The sequence below is a fragment of the Hymenobacter arcticus genome (genome assembly GCF_054779975.1).
Window position 1 is genome coordinate 33,030 of sequence record NZ_BAAGXF010000020.1, and the last position, 26,765, is coordinate 59,794.

General features: G+C 57.0%; 10 protein-coding genes. All 10 read left to right on the plus strand.

All coding sequences use genetic code 11. The features are described 5' to 3' along the window. Positions 1-117 precede the first annotated feature (117 nt). A complete protein-coding gene (gene asnB, locus ACYVGC_RS22465; RefSeq protein ID WP_460586080.1) occupies positions 118-1,995 on the plus strand; it encodes an asparagine synthetase B family protein in 1,878 nt (625 codons plus the stop codon). 200 nt (positions 1,996-2,195) lie between these two features. Next, entirely contained in the window at positions 2,196-2,930 is a 735-nt protein-coding gene (locus tag ACYVGC_RS22470) for an aspartate/glutamate racemase family protein (protein WP_460586081.1), read from the plus strand. Between the two features lie 82 nt (positions 2,931-3,012). Next, on the plus strand, positions 3,013-10,614 hold the full coding sequence (locus ACYVGC_RS22475; RefSeq protein ID WP_460586082.1) for a non-ribosomal peptide synthetase: 7,602 nt from the start codon (positions 3,013-3,015) through the stop codon (positions 10,612-10,614). 46 nt (positions 10,615-10,660) lie between these two features. Further along, positions 10,661-12,286, plus strand: coding sequence for a cyclic peptide export ABC transporter (locus tag ACYVGC_RS22480; protein WP_460586083.1), 1,626 nt, complete (start codon positions 10,661-10,663; stop codon positions 12,284-12,286). Between the two features lie 320 nt (positions 12,287-12,606). Then, positions 12,607-13,302, plus strand: a complete 696-nt coding sequence (locus ACYVGC_RS22485) for a thioesterase II family protein (protein WP_460586084.1) — start codon at positions 12,607-12,609, stop codon at positions 13,300-13,302. Positions 13,303-13,395: 93 nt separating this feature from the next. Beyond that, a complete protein-coding gene (locus ACYVGC_RS22490; protein ID WP_460586085.1) occupies positions 13,396-14,040 on the plus strand; it encodes a 4'-phosphopantetheinyl transferase family protein in 645 nt (214 codons plus the stop codon). A gap of 784 nt (positions 14,041-14,824) precedes the next feature. Beyond that, on the plus strand, positions 14,825-17,035 hold the full coding sequence (locus ACYVGC_RS22495) for a TonB-dependent receptor (protein ID WP_460586086.1): 2,211 nt from the start codon (positions 14,825-14,827) through the stop codon (positions 17,033-17,035). Positions 17,036-17,270: 235 nt separating this feature from the next. Next, complete coding sequence (locus tag ACYVGC_RS22500; RefSeq protein WP_460586087.1) at positions 17,271-23,585, plus strand: non-ribosomal peptide synthetase; 6,315 nt, start codon at positions 17,271-17,273, stop codon at positions 23,583-23,585. Positions 23,586-23,718: 133 nt separating this feature from the next. Continuing rightward, on the plus strand, positions 23,719-25,962 hold the full coding sequence (locus ACYVGC_RS22505) for a penicillin acylase family protein (RefSeq protein ID WP_460586088.1): 2,244 nt from the start codon (positions 23,719-23,721) through the stop codon (positions 25,960-25,962). Between the two features lie 6 nt (positions 25,963-25,968). Further along, positions 25,969-26,358: a hypothetical protein gene (locus ACYVGC_RS22510; protein ID WP_460586089.1), complete on the plus strand. Its 390-nt coding sequence runs from the start codon at positions 25,969-25,971 to the stop codon at positions 26,356-26,358. Positions 26,359-26,765: the final 407 nt, after the last annotated feature.

A 26,765-nucleotide genomic window follows, 5' to 3' on the forward strand; every position in this document is an offset into this window, starting at 1 on the left:
CGCCTTTCCCTAGCACACGAGCTGTAGCCGCCCAGGGCGGAAGCCCGGCCGGCTGGCTCCGCCACGAGCGTATCACGCAACTCATCAATTTCATCCACCTTACCGAGCACCAAACCCATGTGCGGGATAACCGGAATTTTTAGCCAGGACAAGCAACACGTTGTCCCGGAAGCTATCACCGTCAACATGACCCGGGCGATAAGTCACCGCGGCCCCGACGGCACTACCTTTCACCAGGAGCCTTACTGGGCATTTGGGTTTAATCGGTTAAGCATTATTGATTTAGCAGGAGGAACCCAGCCTTTTTACAGCGCGGATAAGCAAACCATTCTGATTTGCAACGGCGAAATCTTTAATTTCAAGGAGCTGCGCCAGGAGTACATCGCCAAGGGCTACAAGTTCACTTCCGAGTGCGATGTCGAAGTTATCATCCCTCTCTACCATGAGTACGGGTGCCGGCTCTTCGACCGGCTAGTAGGGCAGTTTGCCTTTGCCCTCTACGACAAGCGCACCGAAACGCTGCTGCTGGCGCGCGACCATTTCGGCATCTGCCCGCTGTTCTACACCGAGCAGCACGGCCACTTGATATTCGCCTCCGAAATCAAGGCCATTCTGGCCGTGCCCTTTGTCGAGCGCAAAATCAACATGACGGGCCTGGACCAGGTGTTTTCCTTCCCGGGGTGGGTGAGCCCGGTCACCATGTTCAAGGGCATTCACAGCCTGCGGCCGGGCCACTACCTGCTAATGAAGCAGAACGTGTGCACCGAGCACACCTATTGGGATGCTGACTTCCCGCAGGACGGCGAGTACGACTTGGGCCGTCCGGAAAAGTATTACGCCGAGGTACTGGAGGAAAAGCTTCTCAAATCGGTGGCATACCGGGTGCACGCCGACGTGCCCGTGGGCTTCTACCTCAGCGGCGGGCTAGATTCGTCGCTGATTGGGTCCATGATGAAGAAAACCCACCCCGCCACATCTTTCAAGTCTTTTGCCGTCACCTTTCCTCAGCAGCACAACACCCAGATTGACGAGGGCGTCTTCCAGCGCAAGATGGCTACCCACCTGGCCAGCGAGCACAACGAAATCTCCTTCGACTGGCAGAACATCTCAGAGCTGCTGCGCAAAACAGTGTACTACAGCGAAACGGCCCTGAAGGAAACCTACAACACGTGCTCGATGGCGCTTTCTTCCTGCGTGCGCGACCAAGGCATCAAAGTCGTGCTCTCCGGCGAGGGTGCCGACGAGCTTTTCGGCGGCTATGTGGGCTACTGGCTCGATGCCGTGGGCAACCGCACCGGCTCTGGCGGCGACCTAGCGGCCCTACTCGAAGAGCAGATGCACGAGCAGCTGTGGGGCGACAGCAATTTCTTCTACGAAAAGAACCACGCGGCTTTCCGGACCGACAATCAGGAGATTTATTCCGACGCGGTCAACCACCGCTTCGAGGAGATTGACTGCCTGCGGAATTTTCCTATCAACAAGCAGCAGCTCATCGGGCGCAACAACTTTCACAAACGGTCTTACCTGGACCTGAAGCTGCGCCTGGCCGACCACCTCATCGCCGACCACTGCGACCGGATGTGCTTTGCCAATTCCGTGGAGGGGCGCTACCCGTTCCTCGACGTGGAGCTGTTCGAATTCGCCAAAACCATTCCGCCCCAGTATCAACTACAGGGCCTGGCCGAAAAGCATCTGTTGCGCAAAGTAGCTGGGCAGTACTTGCCCCACGAGATAGCGCACAGGCAAAAGTTTGGCTTTGTCGCGCCCGGCAGCTGCCAATTGATTCAGAACAAGGACGAGATGATTATGGACCTGCTGAGCCACGACCAAATTAAGCGGCAGGGCTACTTTAATCCTGTGGTTATCGAGCGGCTGAAAAAGATGTACGGCCGCCCCGGCTTCAAGCTCAACATGCCCTTCGACAACGACTTGCTGATTGTAGTTATCACCTTCAATCTGCTGTTGGAACAATTTAACATGCCCAACTACAACTAGTTGCGCAGGCAGCAGAAGCATCTTTAATACTTCCCCAAGGCAAATCTCAGGTATTGTGCCCTGGCCTGGAACCGCTCTGCCAGGGCTACAAAATGCGCAGTGGAGATAATTCGACAAGCGGACACCAGATGGATGAGAGTGACCGGCTATTCGAATAGATTCAACGGGCTTTCGCTTCACGCAGGTTTAGACGAAATGACATGCAAAACAAGAGAGTAGGTATTATTGGCGGAATGGGCGCGCGGGCCGGCATGCTGCTGCTCAAGCACATCATTGAGAAGTCGCCGGCCAAAACCGACCAGGAATTCGTGGAAATCGTGTTGCACAGCAACTCGGCCATTCCGGACCGAACCCAGGCTATTTTATACAATCAGCCTTCGCCGCTGCCGGAGCTGCTACGCTCGGTGAAGCTGCTCAACGACCAGAGCGTTGACCTAATTGTCTCGGCTTGCGTTACCTCGTATTACTACTACGAGTCGATGCAGCGCCACTCCCACGCGCCGCTGCTCCACCCGGTGCGGCTGGTGGCCCAGCACATCCTGCAAAGCTTCGGCCGCCGGGCCCGAGTGGGTATCCTGGCTACCAGCGGCACCATCCGGACCGGCCTGTTTCAGGGTGCGCTAGCCCAGGAGGGCATCGACTATGTGGTGCTCCCGCCCGCCCTGCAGGAAGATGGCTTCATGCAATCGGTGTACATGGAAAACGGGCTAAAATCGGCCGTGATTTGCCAGGAGGCCAAAAACCGCTTTTTCGCCTGCGTCCGGTACTTGGAAGCGCAGGGGGTTGATGTCATCATCGGGGGCTGCACGGAAGTCGCTATCATGGCCGAGGAAGTAGGGCCCACCACCCCGTTGCTGAACGTGCTCGAAATAATGGCCCAGGAAGTTGTGAAACAGAGCTACCAAGTACTTCAAGAGCCCACCCCCGCCTGCTAATCCCGCTGGGCCCCGGCTACCCGCTGGCCGGCTGCGCACCCGCCGGCATTACCTCAACCTTTTCCCTGATTCCCTCCTTGGAATGAAAAACCTGGTCTATAAGCAGTTTGAAGATATCGCTGCGCAGTACCCAATGGCCGAAGCGCTGCGGTTTGGCACTGAGTCAATGTCGTATGAGGCACTGAATACTTACGCCAACCGCATCGCCGCGCTGTTGACCGTCACGGAGCCCATCCCGGCCATCATCAAAGTGCTGGTGCCGGCGGGGGCCGACCTAGTGGCGTCGCTGCTCGGCGTGTTCAAGGCGGGCCACGTGTACCTGCCCGTCGATTTGCACTTCGCCAAGCAGCGGCTGCAACAGATATTTGAAGAAACGCCTGACGCCAGCGTGCTGCTGCACCACAGCTGGTTGGCTGAGTGGCAGGCCCTGACTGCCGAACTTGGCCTGCAAGCGAGCAAACTGCTAGTTATCAATGAAATAAACGGAATTACAGTAATCGGGCAGGCCCGTTCTACCACGTACGCCTGGGAAGAGCTACCGGCCGAAAACCCGGCCCTAACGCAGGACCCGGAGGCGGCCAGCTACTTGTTCTATACGTCGGGTTCCACCGGCCGAGCCAAGGCCATTGTGGGGATGCACAAAAGCCTGGCGCACTTTATCGAGTGGGAGGCCCGGGAATTTGCCGTCGGCCCCGGCATGCGCGTCAGCCAGCTGATTCAATTCACGTTCGACGCGTCCCTGCGCGATATTTTCCTGCCGCTGTGCACCGGCGGCACCCTCTGCATTCCATCGCTAGAAACCCGCAGCAACCTAGCTCAACTGGTTGAGTGGATTGATGCCGAAAAAATTCAACTGCTGCACAGCGTTCCCTCGCTGTTTCAACAGCTGACTAAAGTTGCCCGGCAGTGTGAGTGCCGGCCGTTATTCGAGGCGTTGCAGCACGTGCTGCTAGCCGGCGAGGCGCTCTATGCCAAGGACATTCACCGCTGGCGTGAGGTGTTTGGTACCCGCATCGAGGTGGTGAACCTGTATGGGGCCACCGAAACCACGATGATTAAAACGTTTCATCGAATTGCCGAGGTGCCCGCCGCCCCCGGCCAGATTTTGTCGGTTGGCAAGCCCATTGACAACACATTTATCCTGGTTCTCAACCAAGGCAAGCTCTGCCGGATTGGGGAGATTGGGGAAGTGTACATCAAAACCCCGTTCATCACCAAGGGCTACTACAATAACCCGAGCCTTACCCAGCAGGTATTTGTGCAGAATCCGCTCATCGCCGACCGGACGGACATCATCTATAAGACGGGGGATATAGGCCGGTATACGGCCGACCGCTCCCTGGAAATTCTGGGCCGGCATGACCGGCAGGTAAAGGTTAATGGCATCCGCATCGAGTTGAACGAGATTGAAGCAGCCATGTTGGCGGTGGCTGAGGTGGACGAGGCCGTGGCCAAAACTGTCAAGGATGCGGAGGGGAAACAGCAACTGGTGTGCTACTACACCGCCCCGGCCCCCATTGTCTACCTGCGCGAGCAGCTGGCGAAGCGGCTGAATGCCTACATGCTGCCCGCGTTTCTGGTGCACATGCTGGAGTTTCCGCTCAACAGCAACGGCAAAATTGACAAAGCTGCCCTGCCCTCGCCCGAGGAGGTGCTGCTGGGGAGCGAGTTTGAGCTGCCCCAAGAAGGGCTGGAAACGGAACTGGCGGCCATCTGGAAGGAGGAGCTGGGCTTGAGGACCATCAGCCGCGACTTGTCCTTCTACCACATGGGCGGCACCTCGCTGAAGGCGATGAAAATAGTGGGCGATATCCAGCGGCACCTGCAAGTGGAGCTCAAGTTCATGGATATTTTTCTGTATCCGACCATTGCCCGGCTCGCCGCCTTTATAGCCGAAAAAGCCCCTACCGGGTTGGAGGGCGCCATTTTGCCCGCCCCAGCCTTGGGCTCCTACCCCCTGACGCACAACCAGAAGCGCCTCTGGATACTGAGCAACCTGGAAGCGGCCTCCGTGGCCTACCACATGCCGATTGCTTACACCCTAACCGGCGGGGTAAACGTGGCGGCCCTGCACCAGGCTTTTCAAACGGTGCTGGCCCGTCACGAAAGCCTGCGCACCGTGTTTCGGCAAGTCGAGGGCGATGTGCGCCAGGTAGTGCTGCCCTGGCACCAGGAGCTCTTCACCTTGCAGCAGGAAGCAGTGCCGACAACCTCAGGAGCGGGTGCCGAAGCCTTGCACCAGCGGATGCAGCGCTTCCAGGATGTTCCCTTTGACTTGACCCACGAGCTGCCCATTCGAGCTAAGCTGCTAGTGGTATCACCCACCGAAGTTGTGCTGCTGGTAGTAGTACACCACATCGTGTTTGACGGGTGGTCGACTACGCTGCTGCTCCAAGAGCTGCTGGTGAGCTATCAGGCCCTGGCCCAGGGCCAGCAGCCAGCTCTGCCGCCCCTGCCAGTGCAGTATAAAGACTACGCCATGTGGCAGCAGCAGCAGTTACAAGCCCCCGCCATGCAAGCCAGCGAGGCGTTCTGGAAAGAGCAATTTGCGGAGCAGGTGCCCGTGCTAGGGCTACCCCTGGATAAGCCCCGGCCCCTGAACCGCACCTACGCCGGCAGCCTCCACGAACATCTCATCCCTCAGGCCACGCTGGCGCCATTTAAGGCGCTGTGCCTGCAAGAGGCGGGCACGCTCTTCAACGGCCTGACTACGGCCGTCAACGTGCTGCTGGCCCGCTACTCCGGGCAGATGGACATCGTGGTTGGAACCCCGGTAGCGAACCGCGAAAAGGCGGAAATTCAATCTGTAATCGGCTTCTTCGCTAATACCATTGCCCTGCGCAACCGCCTTGGCGCGCAGGATACGTTTCAGCAGCTTTTTGCCCGGGTAAAGCACACTACCACGCAGGCCCTGCAACATGCCGACTATCCCTTCGACCGGCTGGTGGAGCAGCTGGCCCTCCCGCGCGAACTAAGCCGCTCCCCGCTGTTCGACGTGGCCCTTATACTGCACAGGGCCGCAGGGCCGGACCAGGAAAGCCCCGGGCCGGCCGCCGAAACCACCGAAGCGCACGAAGCAGCCGAGCTAAACGGCTACAGCAAGTTTGACCTGACGTTTTCGTTCCGCGAGGTGGCCGACGGCCTCCTGCTGAAGCTGGAATACAACACCGACCTGTTTACGGCCGCTCGCATGGCCCGGCTGTGCGGCCACGTGGAAGAACTGCTCCGCCAGGCAGCCGCCGCGCCTGGCACCAGTATTCAAGCTATCGATTTTATTCCGGCCGCCGAAAAGCAGCTCCTGCATCACTTCTCCCAGCAAGATGCCCTGCTACCCCTGCCCAGCGGGGCCGGCAGCCTGGTTCGCTTATTCCGGCAGCAGGCGGCACTGTACCCCACCAAAGTGGCGGTTTGCGCCGTAGCCACCGGCACCCAGCTCACCTACGAGCAGCTGGATAGGCAATCGGATTACCTGGCGGCTTACCTCACGCACCAGGCCGGGGTCCGGGCCGGGGCAAACATTGGCATCAGCGCCCAGCGCGACCAATGGGCCATTGTGGCCATGCTCGGGGTGCTCAAAGCCGGAGCCGTGTACGTGTTTGTAGAGCCGTCCTTGCCGGCGCAGCGCCTACGCTATATCTGCGAGCACGCGGCCCTGCCGCTGATGCTGACTGCTGGCCCGGCAATGGCCGTAGCGGCTCCCGCCGGGCTGGCCACAGTGGCGCTGCAAGAGGCCACCCAGCCCAATACCTATGCCCTGCCCGACGCGGCCGCCAGCGACCTGGCCTATATCTGCTACACGTCGGGCTCAACGGGAATGCCCAAGGGCGTGCTCATCCGGCAAGATGCTGTGGTCAACCTACTCGATGCTATACCGGGGGTGACTATTACTCCGCAAGACTGCCTGCTGAATGTGTGCTCCCTTGCCTTCGACCCGTCCGTTTTAGACATCTACTGGGCCTTGTTGAAAGGTGCGACGCTCGTCATCATGGACGAAGTGCAAGGGAAAGACCTATATGCCTACGAAGAGGTGATAGCCCGGTACGCCGTGACAGCTGGGTTTGTTCCTACTGCCCTCTTCAACATGCTCGTGGACATGAACTTCAGGGGCTTTGACCAGATGCGACACGTGGTGATTGGGGGCGAAGCCGCCTCCGCCAAGCACCTGCGCACATTTACGCAACGGTTTGGCCCCGGGCGCCTGGTGAATGCCTACGGCCCCACGGAGAGTACGGTATGGGCCACGGCGTACCGCGTAGAAGCTGACTTGCCGTACGTAACGCCGCCCATCGGCAAGCCCCTCAAAAACGTAGTGGCGCACCTGCGGGATAGCAGCGGCATGCCGGTACCAGTGGGCGGCATAGGCGAGCTGTGGCTTGGCGGCGCGGGCCTGGCCCAGGAATATTACCGCGACGAGCTGCTCAGCCAGGAGCGGTTTGGGCTCGACCGGCACATCCACCAGCGGATGTATCGCACCGGCGACCTCTGTAAGTGGACCGAGGATGGGCAGCTGCTCTTCAACGGCCGCAAAGACGACATGCTCAAAATCAGGGGTTTCTTGGTTGAGGTAGCCGAAATAGTGACTGCTGCCGTGGCGCACCCCGCCGTGCAGGAGGCGCACGTCCTCTACAAGCAAGTCGAAGGCGCGCCCGCCCTGGTGCTGTACCTGGTTGCCACCCACGAGGTAACCGACCAGGCCCTCCTAAGCTTCCTTGGCGCGCGGCTCCCTATCTATATGCTGCCCCAGTACTTGGTGCGCGTCGCGCAGATGCCGCTGAACAACAACGACAAGGTCGACCGGCAGGCCTTGGGCGCGCTGGCCCTGGGCCCGGCCGCCACCGAGGTAGTCGTGGCCGCCGAAACCCCGGCGGAAAAGCTGCTCGAAGCATGCTGGAAAGTATTGCTAAAAAAAGAGAATCTTAGCACCACGAGCAATTTCTACGCCTTGGGCGGTGACTCTATCAAGCTTATCCAGCTCGTGTCCATGCTTCGCCAGCAAGGATATCGGCTGAATATCAAAGACTTTATGGAAAGCCCCACCATTGCCGGCGCGGCCACCCGGCTGGCGGTGGCCCAGTTCGAAGTAGTGGAGGAATACACTGGCAAAGCCGGGCTCTCGGCCATTCAACTGCGCTACATGGAATTGGTTGAAGCGCCTTACCGGCAGCATTTCAACCAGTCGGTAAAGCTAATTCGGCCAGCGGGCTTCGATGCGGAGGCCGTGCGCGTGATTCTGGAAAAACTGATAGCCCACCACGAGGGACTGCGGGCGCAATTCCAGCAGCACAAAGATGGGCAGTGGCAACAGCTGATTCCGGCCGCCAGCCCCCGCTTTGCCGTGCCCGTCATTGACCTGCGCCCGGAACCCGCCTACGAGCTGGCTTTCGTCCAGCAGGCTACGGCCATTCAGCAGAGCATGAATTTGGAACGGGGCGAGTTGCTGAAGGCCGCGATTTTTAGGCAGCCGACGGAAGACGTTTTACTACTAGCCATTCACCACTTGGCTGTAGACGGCGTTTCCTGGCGTATCCTGTTCGAAGATTTTGGCGTGCTGTACGCCCAATACGAGGTCGGTAGCCCGCTGGAGTTGCCTGCCCCGAGCACGGCGCTACTGCGCACAGCTGCCTGGCAGCAGGCCTACGCCCACTCGCCGCAACTAGCCGAGGAGCAGGCTTATTGGCAGCAGGTCATGCGCGCGCCGCAGGCGGCGTTGCCCGTGAGCCACCCGCAGGGCAGCAACCGCGTCGGTGATAGCGCCACCGTTTCCTTCAAGGTAACGGCCTCCGAAACGGCAGTGCTGCAAACCCCGGCCGCCCAGGCCCTGCGCCTCGACTTCAATGCGCTGCTGCTGGCCGCCCTCGGCCTGGCCTGCCAGCGCCATTTTGGCATGTCCAACGTACCCGTGCACCTCGAAGGCCACGGCCGCGAAGAGTTGGACGGGGCCCCCGACTTAAGCCGCGTAATCGGCTGGTTTACCAGCGTTTTCCCGGTCGTATTGCCTGCGCACGAAACGCCGGGCGCTTTGGCCTACGTGCAGCAAGTGCAGCAGGTGCTGCGGGCGGTGCCACACAAAGGGCTGGGCTACGGCATTCTCAAGTACGTGGCGCAGGACCCGGCACTGACGCAGGTATCCCAGCCGGCCATCTGCTTCAACTACTTGGGCCAGTTTGACAGCCATATTGCCACCGGGCAAACCCCGACCATTCGCCTTGCGCTTGGCGAGAAAGGCGCCGAAGTGCACCCGCAAATGCCCCGCTTCCACGAAATCGAGTTTTCGGGCCTGCTTTCCGAGGAAGAGTTGCATTTGTCCATTCAGTACAGCCAGGCGCGGTATGCACCCGCCGAAATACAGGCACTGGCCGCGCACTTCTCGGCGGCCATGACGGCCATTGTCCGGGAAATAGGGCAGTCTGGTGAGCCGCAACTTATGCCGCTGTCCTACAATCAGCAAAATTTCTTCTCTCCTTACCGGGTAGTAGGGGAGTATTCCGAAATTGGACCGGCTACCTACCCCTCGTTCGACCAGCCAGCCTTGGAAACGGCCTTGCAAGCGCTACAGCAGCGCCACGAGATACTCCGGACCACCTTCGTACCGTCGGGCAGCGGCCAGATGGGCATGCAGCTTCAGCCGCCCGCCGCAGTACCCGCGCAGTGGGTCGACTGCCGGTCGCAGCCGGCCGGGCGCCGGCCCGCGTTGCTGCGAGACGCACAGCGCGAGGCGCGACAACACGTAACGCTGCAAGCCCCGTGGGTAGTCTGGGTGCTGCGCTTCGAAGACGAAGACGAGCTGCTGATTACTTTTTCTCACCTGATTTTCGACGGCTACTCCCAGGGCGTACTACAAAAGGAGCTCACGGAACTATATCAAGCTGCCCTGTCAGGGGCCGCAGCCGCCCCGGCCCCCCCGGCCGCCCTCCAGTACCGCACCTTTGTCGAGGCGCAGCAGGCCTACGTCGGCAGCCTCGAAGGCGCGCGGGCACTGGCTTACTGGAAAAAGCAATTGGTCGGCGCTGACTTCCCGGCTCTCCCCGTGGCGGCCCAAACCCTTAAGGTGACGATGTTTGTGGAGGGCGGTGCGCTGCACGAGTTCGAGCAGTGGCTCACTAGCCAGCACCTGATGCCGCTGGCGACCTTTACGGCGCTGTGCCGGCGTGTGCATCACCAAATCAGCGGGCAGGAAGCAGTGGCCATCGCCGTGCCCGTGTCGCTGCGCGCCCACGATGTGTACTACACCATCGACAACGAGCAGGTCGTGGGATTTTACTCCAACATCATCCTCAACCGCTGCGCCTGGAGCAGTGACGACTCTCTTACCGACCAATTAGATGTGGTGCAGGCCAGCCTGATTGCCGATTTCGAGCACTACCAGTATCCCTACGATAAGCTCATGCATGAGCTAAGCGTAACGCCCGGCTTCCACCCCGAGGTAGGGATAAACTATCAGAGTTACCGGTCGCTCCAGCAGGAGGTAGTCGACGTCAGCGAGCAGCTGTCGCATGTGGTATTGCCCCAGGAGTGCCGCGCGAAATGGTGGATTGACATCTTCCACTTCAAAAATGCCCTCCAGATTAATCTGCTGTTCCGGCCCGACGATTTCTCAGTAGAGGAGGCGTACAGAGTGGCCAACCTGTTTAAAGCAGAGCTTGGGTACGCCACTCAGTCTACCTACGCTTCCGTGCTGCAATAGCGTTTTTGCTTCGTCTCACCCTTTCAAAAACATTACTTCAAACAATATGAACTTACTCAAAGGGCATTTCGGAAAATACCTTCTATTCGTGGCGCTAGGCATTCTGGCTGCGGCCGGCAATACAACCATTATTTTCATCATCAACCAAGTAATCAACAAGTCTATTCAGGGCGTCAGCATTGCCAATAAAGAGTACGCCTACCTGTTTGCGGGCAGCCTGGTGCTTTTCTTCGTGAGCCGCTGGGTGGTCTCGCAAAGCATGATTGCCTTTATGCTGAAAATTTTGCGTCAGGTGCGCATGGAGGTCGTTGAAATGGTGCTTACCTCCGCGTATCATCCCCTAATCAAAAACAAGGAGCGCATTTATACTGCGCTTACCCGCGATGCCAACAACGTAGTCAACGCCTCGGTCAATGCAATTGACCTGATGACCAACTTTATTATTATCCTGCTATGCTTCGGCTACATGGCCTTTCTTTCCTGGAAGCTATTGGCGTGCACCTGCGTGTTAATGGCCTTTACCGTGCTGCTTTACACCCTGAGCGAGAAAAAAGCTATGGCTCTTTTCGACAAGGCCATGGCCATTGAGGACGGTTTCGTTCGCCACCTCAACGAAATTCTGGTCGGCTTCAAGGAAATCAAAATCGCGCGCAATAAAGGCGTGGACATTGTTACCCGGCACATGTACACATCGGTAGATGCGTCGTCGGCCTACAACAAAAAAGCGTTAGTGTACCACCTGAACAACCGGGTAATTGGGCAGATGGCCTTCTACGTTTTCATTGGCGCACTGCTGCTGTTTCTGGGCAGTTGGCTCTCCGTCAGCAGCGTGGTTACTATCAACTTCATCTTCGTGTTGATGTACATCTGGGGCCCCATCGAATCAGTCGTGCTGATGGTGCCTGGCCTGGCGCAGGCGCACGTATCTCTGAACCGGCTGAGTTCGCTGAAAGAGTCGTTGCAGGAAAAAGACGTGGCGGCTCTGCCCACCGCTACGCCCGGGGTATTTAATAACCTTAAGCTCTACAATATTTCGTATCAGTATGATAGCGAAGAGGACGTGCATTTCAGCATTGGGCCCAACGATTTTTCCCTGCAGCGTGGCGAAATAGTTTTCGTGTACGGTGGGAATGGTAGTGGTAAAACCACGTTCATTAACGTGCTGGTCGGGCTGTTTGTGCGCGAAAAAGGCCAGGTGTACATCAACGACGAAGAGCTGGAGGAAGCCAACTTCGGCGCCTACCGCGCCTTGTTTGCGCCGGTGTTCAGCGATTTTCACTTGTTTGAAGAATTTTACGGCATCGAGCAGGTAGACGAAGCAAAAGCCCTGGAATACCTCCAAGTGTTTGAGCTTGACCAGAAAGTGGAGATAAAGGACAAGAAGCTGACTACTATCCACCTATCAACCGGTCAGAAGAAGCGACTGGCGCTGGTTTGCGCCATGTTGGAGCGCAAGCCCATCCTGATTTTAGACGAGTTTGCCGCTGACCAAGACCCCTACTTCCGCAAGAAGTTTTACACCGAAATTCTGGACTACCTGAAGGACGAAGGCTTCTCGGTCGTGGCTATTACGCACGACGACAACTATTATCAGTATGCTGATAGGTTGTATAAAATGAATTATGGCAAGCTCGAAATTGTGACTAAGCAAGAGGCGCTCAGCGCTGCTTAGGCCCCTGAGCGCGGGCCGGGGCCCCGGCCCTGAGAAATACTTCCCGCCATCGCCCGAAAGCACGCTATCACCGTGGCTTGGGAGGCCAGAGAGTGCCTGGCCAACGGGCTTGTTCAACAAGGGCCTGCCCGACACAGGCTTACAAGCGGGTTTAGCGTGCAAGGCTTGCTCTCTTGAACAAGCGCAAAAAATCCTGGACCCATAGCTCGCGGGAAACCTCACGCTACCTCACCGCCTTAGCCCTATCCAAAAACCGGGAAGTGAGTGAGGCCATCATGCCTTCCTGGCACCCTAATAACGCTGAATCAAGCAGTTGCTCCATGAAAATTATCGCCTTACCGTTCGCTGGCGGCTCTAGCATATCCTATCAGTCTCTCAAGCAATACTTCTCGAAGTCGTGCCCCATCGAAGTGTTGGAGTACAGCGGCAGAGGCTACCGTGCTACGAGCAACTTGCTCACCAGTATGCAGGCGGTGGTCGACGACCTGTTCCCAGTCCTAGTCCAAAAAACCAGCTCTAGTACCGGCTACGTTCTCTACGGCCATAGCATGGGTGCCCTCGTGGGGCTCATGCTCTGCCGCAAATTGTATGAGCAGCAACAGCCTTTGCCGGCCCGATTGATTGTATCGGGCAAGGCGGGTCCTGCGGCGCGGCACACGCGAAGCACCATGCTGCATAAAATCGGGAAAGAGGCTTTCTGGAACGAGGTGTTCAGCATTGGCGGCACTCCCCGGGAGCTAAACGAGTCCCAAGACTTTCGCGAGTATTTCGAGCCCATTCTACGTGCTGATTTTCAAGTGGTAGAAACTTTTGATTACGAAGAATCCACGCCGCTGCCCATCCCCATTCAAGTGCTTTACGGCGATGGGGAGGGCCTTGACGTGGCGGTAATCGAGAAATGGCAGCATGAATCCGTATTTCCCATCACGCATCAGGCGTTGCCGGGCAACCATTTTTTCATATTCGATAATGCCCAAACCGTTGCTTCGGTAATTGAAATGGGCGCAATAATATAAGCCGCCACGCCTGTTAGGGTAGGTCAGCGGCTACGTAGCAGCAAGGTGCAGCCGTAGCTGCATGCGCCCGGGCCCTTTCAGTCTTCAAACAAAATGACTAAAAACATGATAAAGGTGCTGTACACTTGCTTTGAGCACCAACTTACGGCCAAGGAGCTGGCTACTTATCTAGCGCCGTTTCCAGCTAGTATCAAAAACAAGATTCTCCAGTTTCAGCGGTGGCAGGATGCCCAGGCAAGTCTATTCGGCAAGCTGCTTTTGCAAAAAGGGCTGTCTGAATTTGGTATCATCAGTGATTTAGAGAAGCTGCAATATACTTCTTACAGCCGGCCTTACATCAACAATAAAATAGACTTTAATATATCTCATTCCGGTAGCTACGTAACCTGCGCGTTGAGTAGTGTCTGCAAGGTCGGCATTGACATAGAGCAGGTTAATAAGATAGCAATTGAAGACTTTAAATGCAGCATGCTCCCCGGAGAGTGGAATAAGATTGCTGATTCGAAAAACAAATACCATGATTTTTACGACTACTGGACTCAAAAAGAATCCGTCGTAAAGGCAGAAGGCCGAGGCCTAGCTATTCCGTTAGAGGAAATAGTTGTTCGTGGCAATGAAGCGCGACTAGCCGACACCACATGGTATTTAAAAAAGATACACCTGGCCGACAACTACGTGGTACACCTGGCGTCGGCGATAGAATGCAGCAACCCGGTAGTGCGCAAGATTGAGCTTTGATAAACTGCTCTAACATCGCTTTCACCCCCCATTAATAAGGTTAGCGACTCTAACCGCCTGAGATAAGGGGAAATAACCGTATTGCCGGGCTGCGAGGCACGACAAGCCTGACCAGCGGGCCACCGCTACCCATACCAGCGGCAAGCGAACGGATGCAGTCGCCTACTTGCGTCCGGTATCCGCTTTTACAAATCCAATCCTTCCATTTCGACCCAAGCTGGCAGAATTCCATGACTGATTTGGATAGTAGAAAATATATACTACTCGCCTTCAAGGTGCTGTCCCGCCACGAAACATTAATAAGTCCGCTCGGCTCGGTAGGCGTGAGCATTGGAGTAGTCAGTACTCAAAATCCGAACCTGCGCTTAGTTGCTACTGCCCACGATGGAGAAACTGAATTCAGGTGGTATTCTTTCGGCAGGTCGCTTGTGCATCGGGGCCATTAATGGACCAGCAGCTTTTCTATGAAACGGTAAACACCCGGATAGCACCGGTTTGTACTGTGAATAGACAGCTTAGTGTAAAAACTTCCGTGAGGTATCTGGCAACATTCACCTTTGCATAGTCAATGGCAGGGTGTGTTTCGCCCTAGCCAATGGGTAGTAGCGCACAGGACATACACAACCCACGGCTTAGCTAACCGCCACTTTTTCTGTCTATCCGACCTGCTGATGCACGAGGGGCAGCGTGGGTAAACGGCTGCTTTTGTTGAGACCAACTTCTTTAAAGACCCTAATTAATGGACTCAATTAGCAAGCTTTCAATATTGCTTATCCTGGTGCTAATGAGTTACGCACCAAGTTTTGCACAGCAAGGAGGTAGCATTACTGGTAAGGCAATGGATGGCAAAGAGCCCATCCCCTATGCTAACGTGGTCCTCTTTGCAGATTCTGCCAAGCAGCATCAGGTGCAAGTGGCAGCAACTGACGACGCAGGAAAGTTTGTGCTTTCCAATCTAGCCCCTGCCACTTACACCCTAGTTATATCCTTTATTGGCTACCAGGGGTACGAGAAAAAAGTTGCCGTTACCGACAAACCCCTAGCCCTTGGAGAAATAGCCTTGCATGTCAACAGCAAGGTACTCAATGAAATTATTGTTAACGGGCAGCGCAACAACATCGAATTTCACATCGATAAAGAGGTTGTCAATTTCACGCCCGAAATGCTGGCGGGTGCCACTTCCGCCTCCGACGTGCTAGCTAAGGTGCCGCAAATAACCCTGGACGCAACCGGCCAGGTAAAGCTGCGGGGTGATGCGGGGGTACGCGTCCTCATTGATGGGAAGCCTACCATTTTAAGTGCGTCCGACGTGCTGGCCAACCTACCCGCCGGCAAGCTGAAGAAGGTGGAAATAATTACTTCTCCCTCCGCTAAGTACGACCCAGAAGGGTCAGCCGGTATAATTAACATTATTACGCAGGAACAGGGTAAGACCACTAGAGAGGCCCTGGTCACGCTGGGCGTCGGCCTGAACAAGAAGTATAGTGGCCTGGCTAAGCTCGATTATAATATTGGCAAATGGAGTCATTATGGTTCGCTTAGCTACCGCCACGAGGACCGGCCCGCCCAAACCTATCGGGAGTATTCCATTGGTAATTCGCTTCAATTTACGTCGCTCTACAAAGAGGCGGAAATCCAAAAGTTTACGAATGCGGAAGTGGGTACGGTTTACAAAATAGATTCTCTTTCCAAGGCATCCATAAACTATCAATATTCTCTGTTGGACCAGAACACTCCCTCGACCTACCGCCAGGACGGGCAAGGGCAGTTGAATACGGGTGATGGCAACGTGCTGTTCACCACCGGTGAAAACAAGGTGCGCACCGGCTACACCCACAACGCCGAGAAAAATACTTTTGGAGTAGATGCCTTGTATGGCTGGGGCTTGATAACTATTGATTCCAACAATACACTGCAAAATCAAGACAATAAGAATCTGAGTAGCTATTATTTGACCAATACAGTCGACTACCTTTATCTAGACTACAACTTGGATTATAGCCACACATTCAATCAATCTTGGAAAGCTGACCTGGGCTACGCCGGCGAAGAAGTGCGCATGAACAACGGCTTTACGAGCTACGTGAATAACGTGCACAGTGAGATAAACTATAAGTATAAAGAGAGTATTCAGGCCGTCTTCGGTCTGCTGTCCTATGCCAAAGACAAATACAAGGCGCAGCTTGGATTGCGCCTGGAAAACGTATTGCAGGAAATCGTCAACATTCCCAAAGACCCTTACTTCAACGTCTATCCAAGCCTGACTGTGGAGCGAAAACTCAGCGATTCTAAATCGTTGGTACTGAATTTCAGCCGGCGTATTTCCCGACCTGACCCTTTTGATTTTGCCCCGTTCGTGCGCTACGATAACGTCAACCAGCGCAGCCAAGGTAATCCGCTGTTGAAGCCGGCTTACTCCAATAACGCAGAGCTAAATTACTTATACGCCAACGACTTGTTCAACCTGAAAGCCTCGGTGTTTTTGCGCAACGGCCAGAATGTGATTAACAAGGTTATCCGTCAGGAGGGCGACCTGACGATTGTTACTTTCGACAACATCCGCCAGGTCAACACTGTCGGGACCAGCCTGGGCGGCGAAGCCAGCCTACTGGCCTGGTGGAAACTCAGTGGTGGGGCTGAGGTGTACTACAATAACATCTCGGATAGCGAGTACACGTACGGGCGCCGCGAAAGCGTGTATTCGGTTCTAAAGCTCAACTCCATCTGGTCGATTAAAAAAAACCTCAAGCTACAGGTGAACAGTAATTACACTACCACCACGTACGAGGCTCAGCGGCAACTACTGCCCTCTTATACCGCTGGGATTACGGCCAGCGTAACGACGCTGAAAAAACGTGGGAACGTCTCGTTTCGGGTCGACAATCTGGTGTACAACGGTAGCCGCAGTTGGACTAACGCGCAGTCTTACCTCATCTGGGAGCGATATGAGGCCCAGAACCCCATTTACCGTCTGACTTTTTCCTACAAGCTCTAGCGCCTGGTTTTCGGTAGCAACAGAACCGCTGCCCCTGCCACCCCGCTGCTGCCGTCGGCCATCTGAGCCGGCGATACTACGCTTAGCACTACCGGTGCCGGCAACCCGAAGCGGTGGTCGCCCAACGTTGCCGGTGCCTGTAGCTCACTGCAATGGTAAGCGTGGGGCAGTTTCGCCCCCCCCCTAGGGTAATTCTATCAACATAAATACAGGTCGATACCTTTCCCGTAATGACATGGAGCTAAAGCGCCCTTCCGTCACGCAGAAGCTTATCTGGAACGATCAGGCTTTTAATCGTGCCTCGCCCAAGTATAATATCGGTGGCTATGCATTGTTGCAAGGGCCGTTGCGCACGTCCCTCTACGAAGCCGCAATCAGAGAGGTATTGAAAAGCCAGGAAGTATACGCCTCAGTTTTTCAGGAAGTAGCGGGGGAGCTGCGTTACGCCATCCAAGATCCGGCCCCGGCTTTTTGGCTGGAACTGCTTGATTTTTCGGCGGCGCCCGGCCCCCTACAAGCGGCCAAAGCGTGGATGGACCATGAATTCGGCGTGGCCTTCCCATTGGATAATAGCCATCTTTTCACGTTTAAGCTACTGAAAATTGATGCGCAAACGCACTTGTGGTACGCCAAAATTCACCACCTGATTGGTGATGGCTGGTCGTTCAGCCTTCTTCTGAACGCCACTGCCGTACACTACAAAGACCTGCTCGAAACGGGCGTGACGGACGCCCGGCACTATTCTTACGAGCACTACATCGCCGACGACACGGCCTATTACCAGTCGCCACAGGCAGCTGATGACCGGGCGTACTGGGTGAAGCAATTTCAAGGCTATACCAGCTTGCTTCAGCAGCAAAATACGCTGAGCTTTGACCAGAAAGCCCACAGCAAAACGTTGATGCTGCCGAAGGAAACGGGTGCTCTGCTGAAAGTAACGGCTAATCGCTACGGAGTATCGCTATTTCAGCTAATTATCGGCAGCTTGCTTTTGTATTTCGGTAAAACCAAGCAGCAGCGTACCATCTCCTTCGGTATACCCGTGCTGAACCGCACGAACAAGCTATTTAAGCAAACGGCCGGCGTGTTTATGAACCTGCTCGCCGTACGCTTCCCGTTGGAAGAGGACGCGTCGCTGGCCGAGCTACTAAGTAGGGTGAAGCAAACGATGCGAGAAGCCCTTCGCCACCAGCGCTACCAGTATGGCAACCTCGTGCAGGATTTGGCCCGACCGGGCGAGCGGGGCAGCCTATACGACATTCGGATTTCTTATGAGGAATTCGACTTTACTTCTACTATAGGCGACTTAGCTTCCAGCGCTTTTGCACTGTCCAACTATTGGGAAGAAGACCCGCTTTCCATTTACGTGCGCGGCTACCACGACGATGGGTTTGACATCCGATTCGTTTACAACCAGCAGTACTTTACGGCAGCAGACATAGAATTGATTAGCCATCGGCTGCAAACGGTGCTGGCGGCTTTCAGTAATGATACCGGCCAGCCAGTCAGCCAGGTGAGTCTGATGGACGCCCAGGAAAAGCAGTTGCTCGCCGCTTCCGCCGTGGGCCCCGTGCAGTACTGGGCGCAAACTTCTTTCGTCGAGCTGTGGCAGGCCAGCGTGGCGACGCACGCCGAAGATATTGCCATCACCAGCCAGGGCCGGCAGGTGACGTATCGGCAGCTAAACAGCCGGGCCGTTGCTATTGCGCACGCGCTCACTCAGCGCGGGCTTCAGCCCGGCCAGACCGTGGCCCTCTTGCTGGAACGCTCCGAGTGGGTGGTGGCCGGTATGCTCGCCAGTATGATGGCCGGCGTTACCTACGTGCCCATCGACCCGGCTTACCCGGAAGCCCTAGTGCGGTACATGCTCGAAAACGCTGAATGCCAGCTTATCTTGACCAGCCAGCGGCCAATTACCGCCTGGCCGCTTCCTCTCGACTGCCTGGTGCTCAACGAGTGCTCACCCGCGCCTGCTGGTGTCGGCCAGTGCCTGCTCCCGCCCGTCCCCAGCCTCCCTGCCGACGCGCCCTGCTATATCATTTATACCTCCGGCTCGACGGGAAACCCGAAGGGCGTACTCATTCCCCACGGTGCGGTGGCTGATTATGCACTCAGCTTTAACGCGTATTTTGAGGTTACGGCCCAGGATGTGGTGCTGCAGCAGGCTTCGATTAGCTTCGATACGTCGGTGGAGGAAATTTTCCCGGTGCTGGCTGCTGGGGGGCGGTTACACATCCTGCCCAATCCCAAAGACTTAGACGCATTGCGGGCAGTGCTGGCAGACGAGCAAATTACCCTACTCAGCACTAATCCCCACGTGGTGGCGTACTTAAACGCGGGCCCGCTGCCGGCCTCGTTACGGGTGCTTATCAGCGGCGGCGATGTGCTGAAGCCGGAGCAAGTGTCGCACCTTACCAGTCAGCCGGTAGCTATTTACAATACCTACGGCCCCACCGAAAGCACCGTGTGCGCCACCTACCAACGGGTAACGAATTCGGCGCAACCCATTCCAATTGGCAGACCCCTCTGCAACCGGGAGGTGTATGTGTTGAATGAGGCCTTGCAACAGCAGCCCATTGGTGTTGAAGGAGAACTGTACATTGGCGGCGCGGGGCTGGCCCTCGGCTACTACAACCAGCCCGAGCTTACCAGCCAGAAGTTCATTCCTCACCCGTTTCGGCCAGGGCGGAAAGTGTACCGCACCGGCGACCTCGGCTGCCTGCTGCCGGATGGCTCCATTCACTTCAAGGGTCGGGTCGATAATCAACTCAACTACCGGGGGTACCGGCTGGAAGCCCACTACATTGAGTCAGCCATCAACGCGCAGCACGAGGGGCTCGACAGCTTGGTAGCCGTGCGGCAACTACAGGGCCACCCCGTGCTGGTGGCCTTCTTGCAGCACGCTACGTTTCTGCCATACACGCTCGCCGATTGGCGCCAGCGGCTGGGGAGCCAACTGCCTGCCTACATGATTCCGGAAGTATGGGTACCTATCTTGGCTTTTCCCCTGTTGCCGAATGGCAAAGTCGACCGGAAGGCCCTGCCCGAAATTCACGCCGGGCTGCTGGCCCCGGATACCCGACCCAAAACCGCCCCCCAAAACGAGTTGGAGCGGCGCCTATGCCAGCTTTGGGCGGAGATTTTGAACCAGCCCGCCATTGGCACTTCCGATTCGTTCTTTGAGTTTGGCGGGCACAGCCTCAACGTCATTCAACTGCTGGGCCAACTGCGCACGGAGTTTCAGGTGTCGCTGCAATTAAAGGATATTTTTGCCTATCCGACCATTGGGCAGCTGGCCCCGCTGCTACAGGCCGCGCTGCAGGCTCGGGCCCCGCACCAGCCGCCCACCTCGCGGATAATCGCGGCCGCGAGCCCGGCCGCCGCCCGGGTTCCGCTCACCCATGCCCAAAAGCGCATGTGGCTGGTCAGCCAAACGGAGGAGGCCTCCCGCGCCTACCACATTGCGGGGGCGCTGGAACTCAAGGGCGAGGTACACCGGGCCTGGGCCACCGAAACTCTCCACGCGCTGGTTCATCGGCACGAAGCGCTGCGCACTGTTTTTCAAGAAGATGAAGCAGTAAAACTCTATCAGCGAGTGCTCCCGTTCGAAGCCGTGGCGGATGCTATCGTGCGTTATTACGAGGTAGCGGGTGGGCCCGATGCGCCGGAATTACCAGCCTTGCTGCGCCGCGTGGTGTACGAGGCGTTCGATTTGGCAACTGGCCCCCTGTTCCGCGTTGCCTTGGTTAAAACCGGCCCAGCTAACTACTTGCTGGTGTACGTAATGCACCACATTATTAGCGACGGCTGGTCGATAGAAGTGTTGTTCAGGGAGTTCATGGCGGACTACGCCGCTCGGGCTACCGGGCAGCCCGTCGCCTTGCCCGCGCTGCCCATTCAGTTTCGCGACTACGTGCTTTGGGCGCAGGAGCAGCCTCTCTCGCCCGCCGAGGAAGCCTACTGGCAGGCGAAGTTCGCCACCAAAGTGCCAGCCCTGGACTTGCCCACTCAATACCCCCGCGCCGCGACCAGAACCTTTAACGGAGCAGAAGTAGCACTGCCCCTCTCGGCCGGGTTGCATCAACAGCTCAAAGCCCGTTGCGAGGCTGAAGGGGCCACGCTCTTCATGGGGCTGTTCGCCCTGCTGAATGCCACCTTGTTTCGCTTCACCGGGCAGGAAGTGACCGTCATTGGGACTCCGCTGGCTAACCGCGAGCAGCCCGAGCTTCAACAGCAGGTTGGCTTATTTCTGAACGTCATCGCGATTAAAACGGAATTCAGCGGCAGCCTGTCTTTCCGCGAACTGTTGCGGGTACAGAGGCAGGAACTGTTGCAAGCGTATCAGCACCGCGGCTATCCGTTCGATAAGCTGATTGAGCAGCTTCCCTACGCGCTGGAGTCTAGCCGCTCCCCCCTCTTCGATGTGATGCTGGTGCTGCACAACCAAGCCACGCTGCCTCAGCTACACGCCCCGGCAATTCCCACCGGCCTGCCCGGCATCGCAGTGGCGCAGTACACCAGGCTGCCTCGCGAAAGCAGCCAACTGGATATGGCTTTTAGCTTCACCTACGACCCCGCAGGTCAGGGCTTAAGCCTGGCGCTAGAATATAACAGCGATTTGTTCAGCGACTGGTTTACCCACCAGTTGGCGGCCTACTTCGTCGCCCTGGCCGAACAGGCCGTAACGCACTTCGATACGCCCCTCATATCCCTGCGCCCGGCCGGGGAAGCGGAGGAGCTGCCCCTGGCCGGCCGGCCGGCGCTGACCCCGAGACCGGAAGCGCTTGCCCTCACGTGGGCCACCAGCCTCACCACCTGGGCAAAAGAGAAGCCCACCGCTACTGCCATTGTCGATTCACACGAGCGCCTGAGCTACCATGACCTGGCTAGCCGCGTCCGGCGCATGGCTCACTACCTGCGTCACGAGCACGGAGTGCGCCCCGACGACCGGGTTGGCGTGATGCTGGAGCCCTCGGCCTGGCTGCCCGTGGCCATGCTGGGCATCTGGCTGGCCGGCGGGGTATACGTACCCATCAATCCGGCCTACCCGGTGGCCCGGAAAGAACTGATTGCGGCAGATGCCCAGTGCAAGCTCGTTCTCACCCAGCAGGAATGCGCGCAGCTAAGCGCCGACGGCCTGGAGGCCGAAGTGGCCTCCAGGCCGTCTTGCCCAACAGCATACCTGCTGTATACTTCCGGTACCACGGGACGCCCCAAGGGCGTGGCGGTGGGCCACGCGGCGCTGGCCGGCAAGCTGCAGGTCGAACTAGACCTGTTACGGCTGTCGGCTCCCATTCATTCGGTCCTCATTACCAACTACAGCTTCGACGTGTCACTGCTGGAGTTGTTGCTGCCCCTGCTCACCGGCGGCAAGCTCGTTATTCCCGACCCGCAACTTTTGCTGCAGCCCGAAGAACTGGCCCGGGTGCTCGTGCAGGAGCAGGTGCACGTACTGCAGGGGACCCCCACCTTTATCGAAACGTTCTGCCAGCACCTGGCACCTAATACACTCCCTTTACTGGCCCAGACGCTACGCGTGCTCTGCATCGGCGGCGAGTCGCTGCATAAAAAGCTGGTGACTCTGCTGAAAAGCAAGCTTCCCACCGTCCGGCTCAACAATCACTACGGCCCCACCGAGGCCGTAATCGATGCGGTGGTGAACGAGGACGTGCAAAGCTTCGAGCGCAACATTATCGGGAAGCCGCTGAAAGACACGAAAGCCTTCGTGCTAGACAAGCACCACAACCGCGTACCCCTTGGCGTTATTGGAGAGCTGTATATCGGGGGGGCGGGCCTGGCCGATGGCTACGTCAACCTGCCGGCCGAAACCGCTGCTAAGTTTCTCGACAACCCATTTACGCCGGGCGAGAAAATGTATAAAACCGGCGATTTAGTGAAGTGGGACAATACAGCTACTCTCGAATTTATTGGCCGGGTAGATGAGCAGGTAAAAGTGCGGGGGTTGCGCATCGAGCTCGATGAAATACGCCACACCCTCGAGCAGTGCGAAGACGTGCGGCAGGCCGTGGTGCTCTGCCAGGAATACGCTGGCGAAACCCACCTCATCGCCTTTCTCGTCATGGGGGGCACCGCCTTGTTTGCCGCAAAAATCAGAGATTACCTGCGCACCCAGTTGCCCGATTACATGGTGCCGACTATCCTGACGCCGGTGGACCAGATTCCCCTGAATGAAAATGGGAAAATAGATAAAGCCGCCCTGCTCGCCCAGGTCGACTTGTCGCGAAGTCGAACGGAAACCGTGCCGGCTGCTACCGAAACACAGCAAACGCTGGTAACCATCTGGCAGGAACTGTTGGGCCGGCCCAACATTGGCATCACTGACAACTTCTTCGACGCGGGCGGCAACAGCATGTTGCTCATCAAAATGCGGATTGCGCTGCAGCAGGCGTTCGATGTGCAGCTTAGTATCAAGGAGTTGTTTAAGCTCTTGACCATCGAGCAGCTGGCCGATGCCCTAGAAGCCACCACTTGGTTGCGAGCTGCCAGCCCAGCTATTACGGCAGAGCCCACCGAAGAATTCACCATCTGATTTTTTGCCAGCTATCGCTCCAATGAAAAATTATCTACGTATTGCTGGCTTGGCCAGCCTGGCCGGTCTGCTCCTGACATGGGTATGGGTAAGTCAATCAACGGCTTGGGGGGGAAATGCCGTGGCCAATATCATGGCGTATCGCGGTGGTATTCTCTCGTTGCAGGACCCCACCCCCCAGCCAGTGCTAGCCCTGCATCGGGCCAGCCACGAAGCCGTGGTGTACGTCGACACGTTGGCGGTGCCGCATATTTTTGGCCAGGATGCCCCGGCGACAGCTTATGCGCTCGGCTATATGCATGCCAAAGACCGGTATTTCCAGATGGAAATGCTTTGCCACGTAGTCAGTGGGCGGCTGGCCGAGATGGTCGGGGCCTCGGGACTGGACTCGGATATGGAATGGAAGCCCTTTGAGTTTGAGCGCAAAGGCGAGCAGATACTGGATAGCGTGCGGGTAGCTGACCCGGCCCTGTATGCCTACCTGACCGCTTACAGCCAAGGCGTGAATGCGTACCTCCGCCAGGAAGCGCCTACCCAGCGCGACCCCATGTACCTGCTTTTCGGCCGTTCGCCGCAAGCTTGGAAACCGTACTACTCTTTTCTGCTGCAATGGTACGTGGCCGCCCAGCTTTCCTACTACGACGACTACATCGACAAGCAGGAACTCTTGGATAAGCTTCCCGAGCAGGTGCTCAGCATTCTTTACCCCGACTACCCCACCAATCCGGACCTGATTGTGCCGGCGCGGGCCGGGCAGCCGCGCCCTTCCAAACCCACTGGTAAAGCAGCACTGGCCGTTTTTCGTCGGCAGGACGTAAATGGTTTCGCCACGCGGCCGACTAACAAGAGCCTGGGAAGCAATAACTGGGTCGTGGGGCCGCGGCGCACGGCCGCGCACCAAGTGCTGTTGTGCAACGACCCGCACCTGATACTGACTGCGCCGAACATATTCTACGAGGTGCAGATGAAGTGCCCGCGCTTTCACTTGTACGGCTATACTATTCCCGGCATCCCAATCGTGCTCACCGGCCACAGCGACCGCATTGCCTGGGGAGTCACCAACGGCAGTTGGGACGTGACCGAGCAATACGTCCTGCGACTGAACCCCCGGGACAGCACCGCTTACTGGCTCGACGGCCACTGGGAAAAAATGCGCCGCAAGGCATACACAATCCAGGTGAAGAACGGCAACGCGCATCGCGAGCAGGTAGACTACTCGGTATTTGGTCGGGTGGTGAGGAAGGGCCGGCTGGTTTATGCGTTGCGGTGGCATCCGCAGGCGGGCACCCAGGCCGTGCAGTCGCTCTGGCGAGTAATGCACGCCGCTAACTGGCAGGAGTTTCGCACGGCCTTGCGCCGGTACGATTATCCATCGCAGAACTTTGTGTACGGAGACGTGGACGGCAATATCGGGGAGATTAGCGCCGGCAAAATGCCCCTTAAACCCGCTGGCTACGCCGGCGGCATGCTCGATGGCACCACCCGTCCGCTGCAACACTACGTACCCTTCGACTCGCTGCCCCAGGCATACAACCCAGCCCAAGGGTACCTCTATTCTGCTAATCAGGAACCCCAGCGCGGCCGCTATTATTACGCCGCCCATTGGTTTGAGGATTTATACCGCCCGCACCGGATAAATACGCTGCTGCAGCAGGGACACGCTTTCACTAAGGACAGCATGGTGGCCATGCAGCGAGACGTGGTCGACCTGTCGGTGTACGACCTGCAACGGCTGATGAAGAAGTACGCCGGGACCCGGCAGCTATCCGCCAATTGGCAACGGTTGGCCCGCTGGAATGGCACCCTCACGGCCAACTCGCGCGAAGCACTGGTCTATAAATGCTTTCGCCGCAGTGCCGCCCTCACCAGCAAGAAGCTCGCGGCCCAATTGCAGATTAAAACCGCTCCCTCTTTCGACCAGCTTATGCACTTCCTGTTGAGCTACGAGGAACTAGCGTTGAACGGGAAGAAGATTCAAAGCGAGGCTGTATTCCAAGGCATCGTGGCGCAAACAGATTCTATCTGCCAGGCCGCCGGTAGCGCAGAGACGGCGGGCATCACTTACGATTTTTCAGTAGCTAACATCTCTTCGCTACCGTGGCTGGAGACGCCAGTTGTGGGTGTTGGCGGCAGCGAAAACACCATCAACGTGAATTACGATGCCCACTCCGTCGTCCGTACCGTCGTCGAGATGAGCCCCCGAGGCATTCGCTCTTGGATGGTAACCGCCGGAGGGCAAAGCGGCCGGATAAATTCCCGGTTTTATGGGCAGCAGCTCCACGACTGGACGAAAAATACCGTGCACCCCACCCAGTTTGTGGCCTCGCCGGCGGAGCTAAAATTTATCTCTTATAAAATCATCTTTGCCAAAGAATAAATTCCAATGAATTATCGCAAAATAGTTGTTCTGTGGATTGTCTTGTTGGCTATTCATATTTTGCTGCACGGGCCGGCGCAACTGGTAGCTTGGGCTTTGCTGGGCATAGGTGGAGCATTTTGGTGGAAAGACGCGCGGTTTTTTTGGGTTGTATTGATAAGTAATATAGTCATTGGCCTGGGCTATTCCCTGCTGATTGTTAATTGCCCGCAGCTCCTGTGGCTAACTCGCAATTCTGAGCTGTCGGCATCTGCTTGGCTAGCCTTGGTAATTGGTTTCAACGTGATTTCGTGTTGTATTTGCGCAGGGATTCCTTATGCAATTGCCAGCGGCTTACGGAAAATGCGCTCGGAGGAGAAGCCTATTGAGAAGCCTGCTCACGCATTGTCCCACTGACGTCTGGGCCACTTTACCGGATGCGTCGCCATGAACAAAACGCACAAACAACCCAACTGCCGCGCTGCGTATCGTGCATCCCGCCCGGCCAGGGCGGCAAGGCCCCGAAAGCTGAGGAGCCCAGCGGTGCGTGCAGCTTCTCATTGCTCAAGTCGCGGTTACGCGGCGCAGACGGAGAATGCCGCCCCCGTATGGCGAACAGGTAGTTGGTAAAGCTGGGCACCGTGTCGGTGAGGTGCTCGGCGCAGTTGCCAATGGCAATCTTTGAAATTATAAGAGGAAGGAACAGCCGTCCATGCTGTAGATTCATTGAATGTACTGCTATTACTGGACAGGGGGGCGGGCCATGGCCGCCATGCACCTGAAGTACGGCAAGTGCCTCTCATTGAATAATTTCCTGGCCAAGC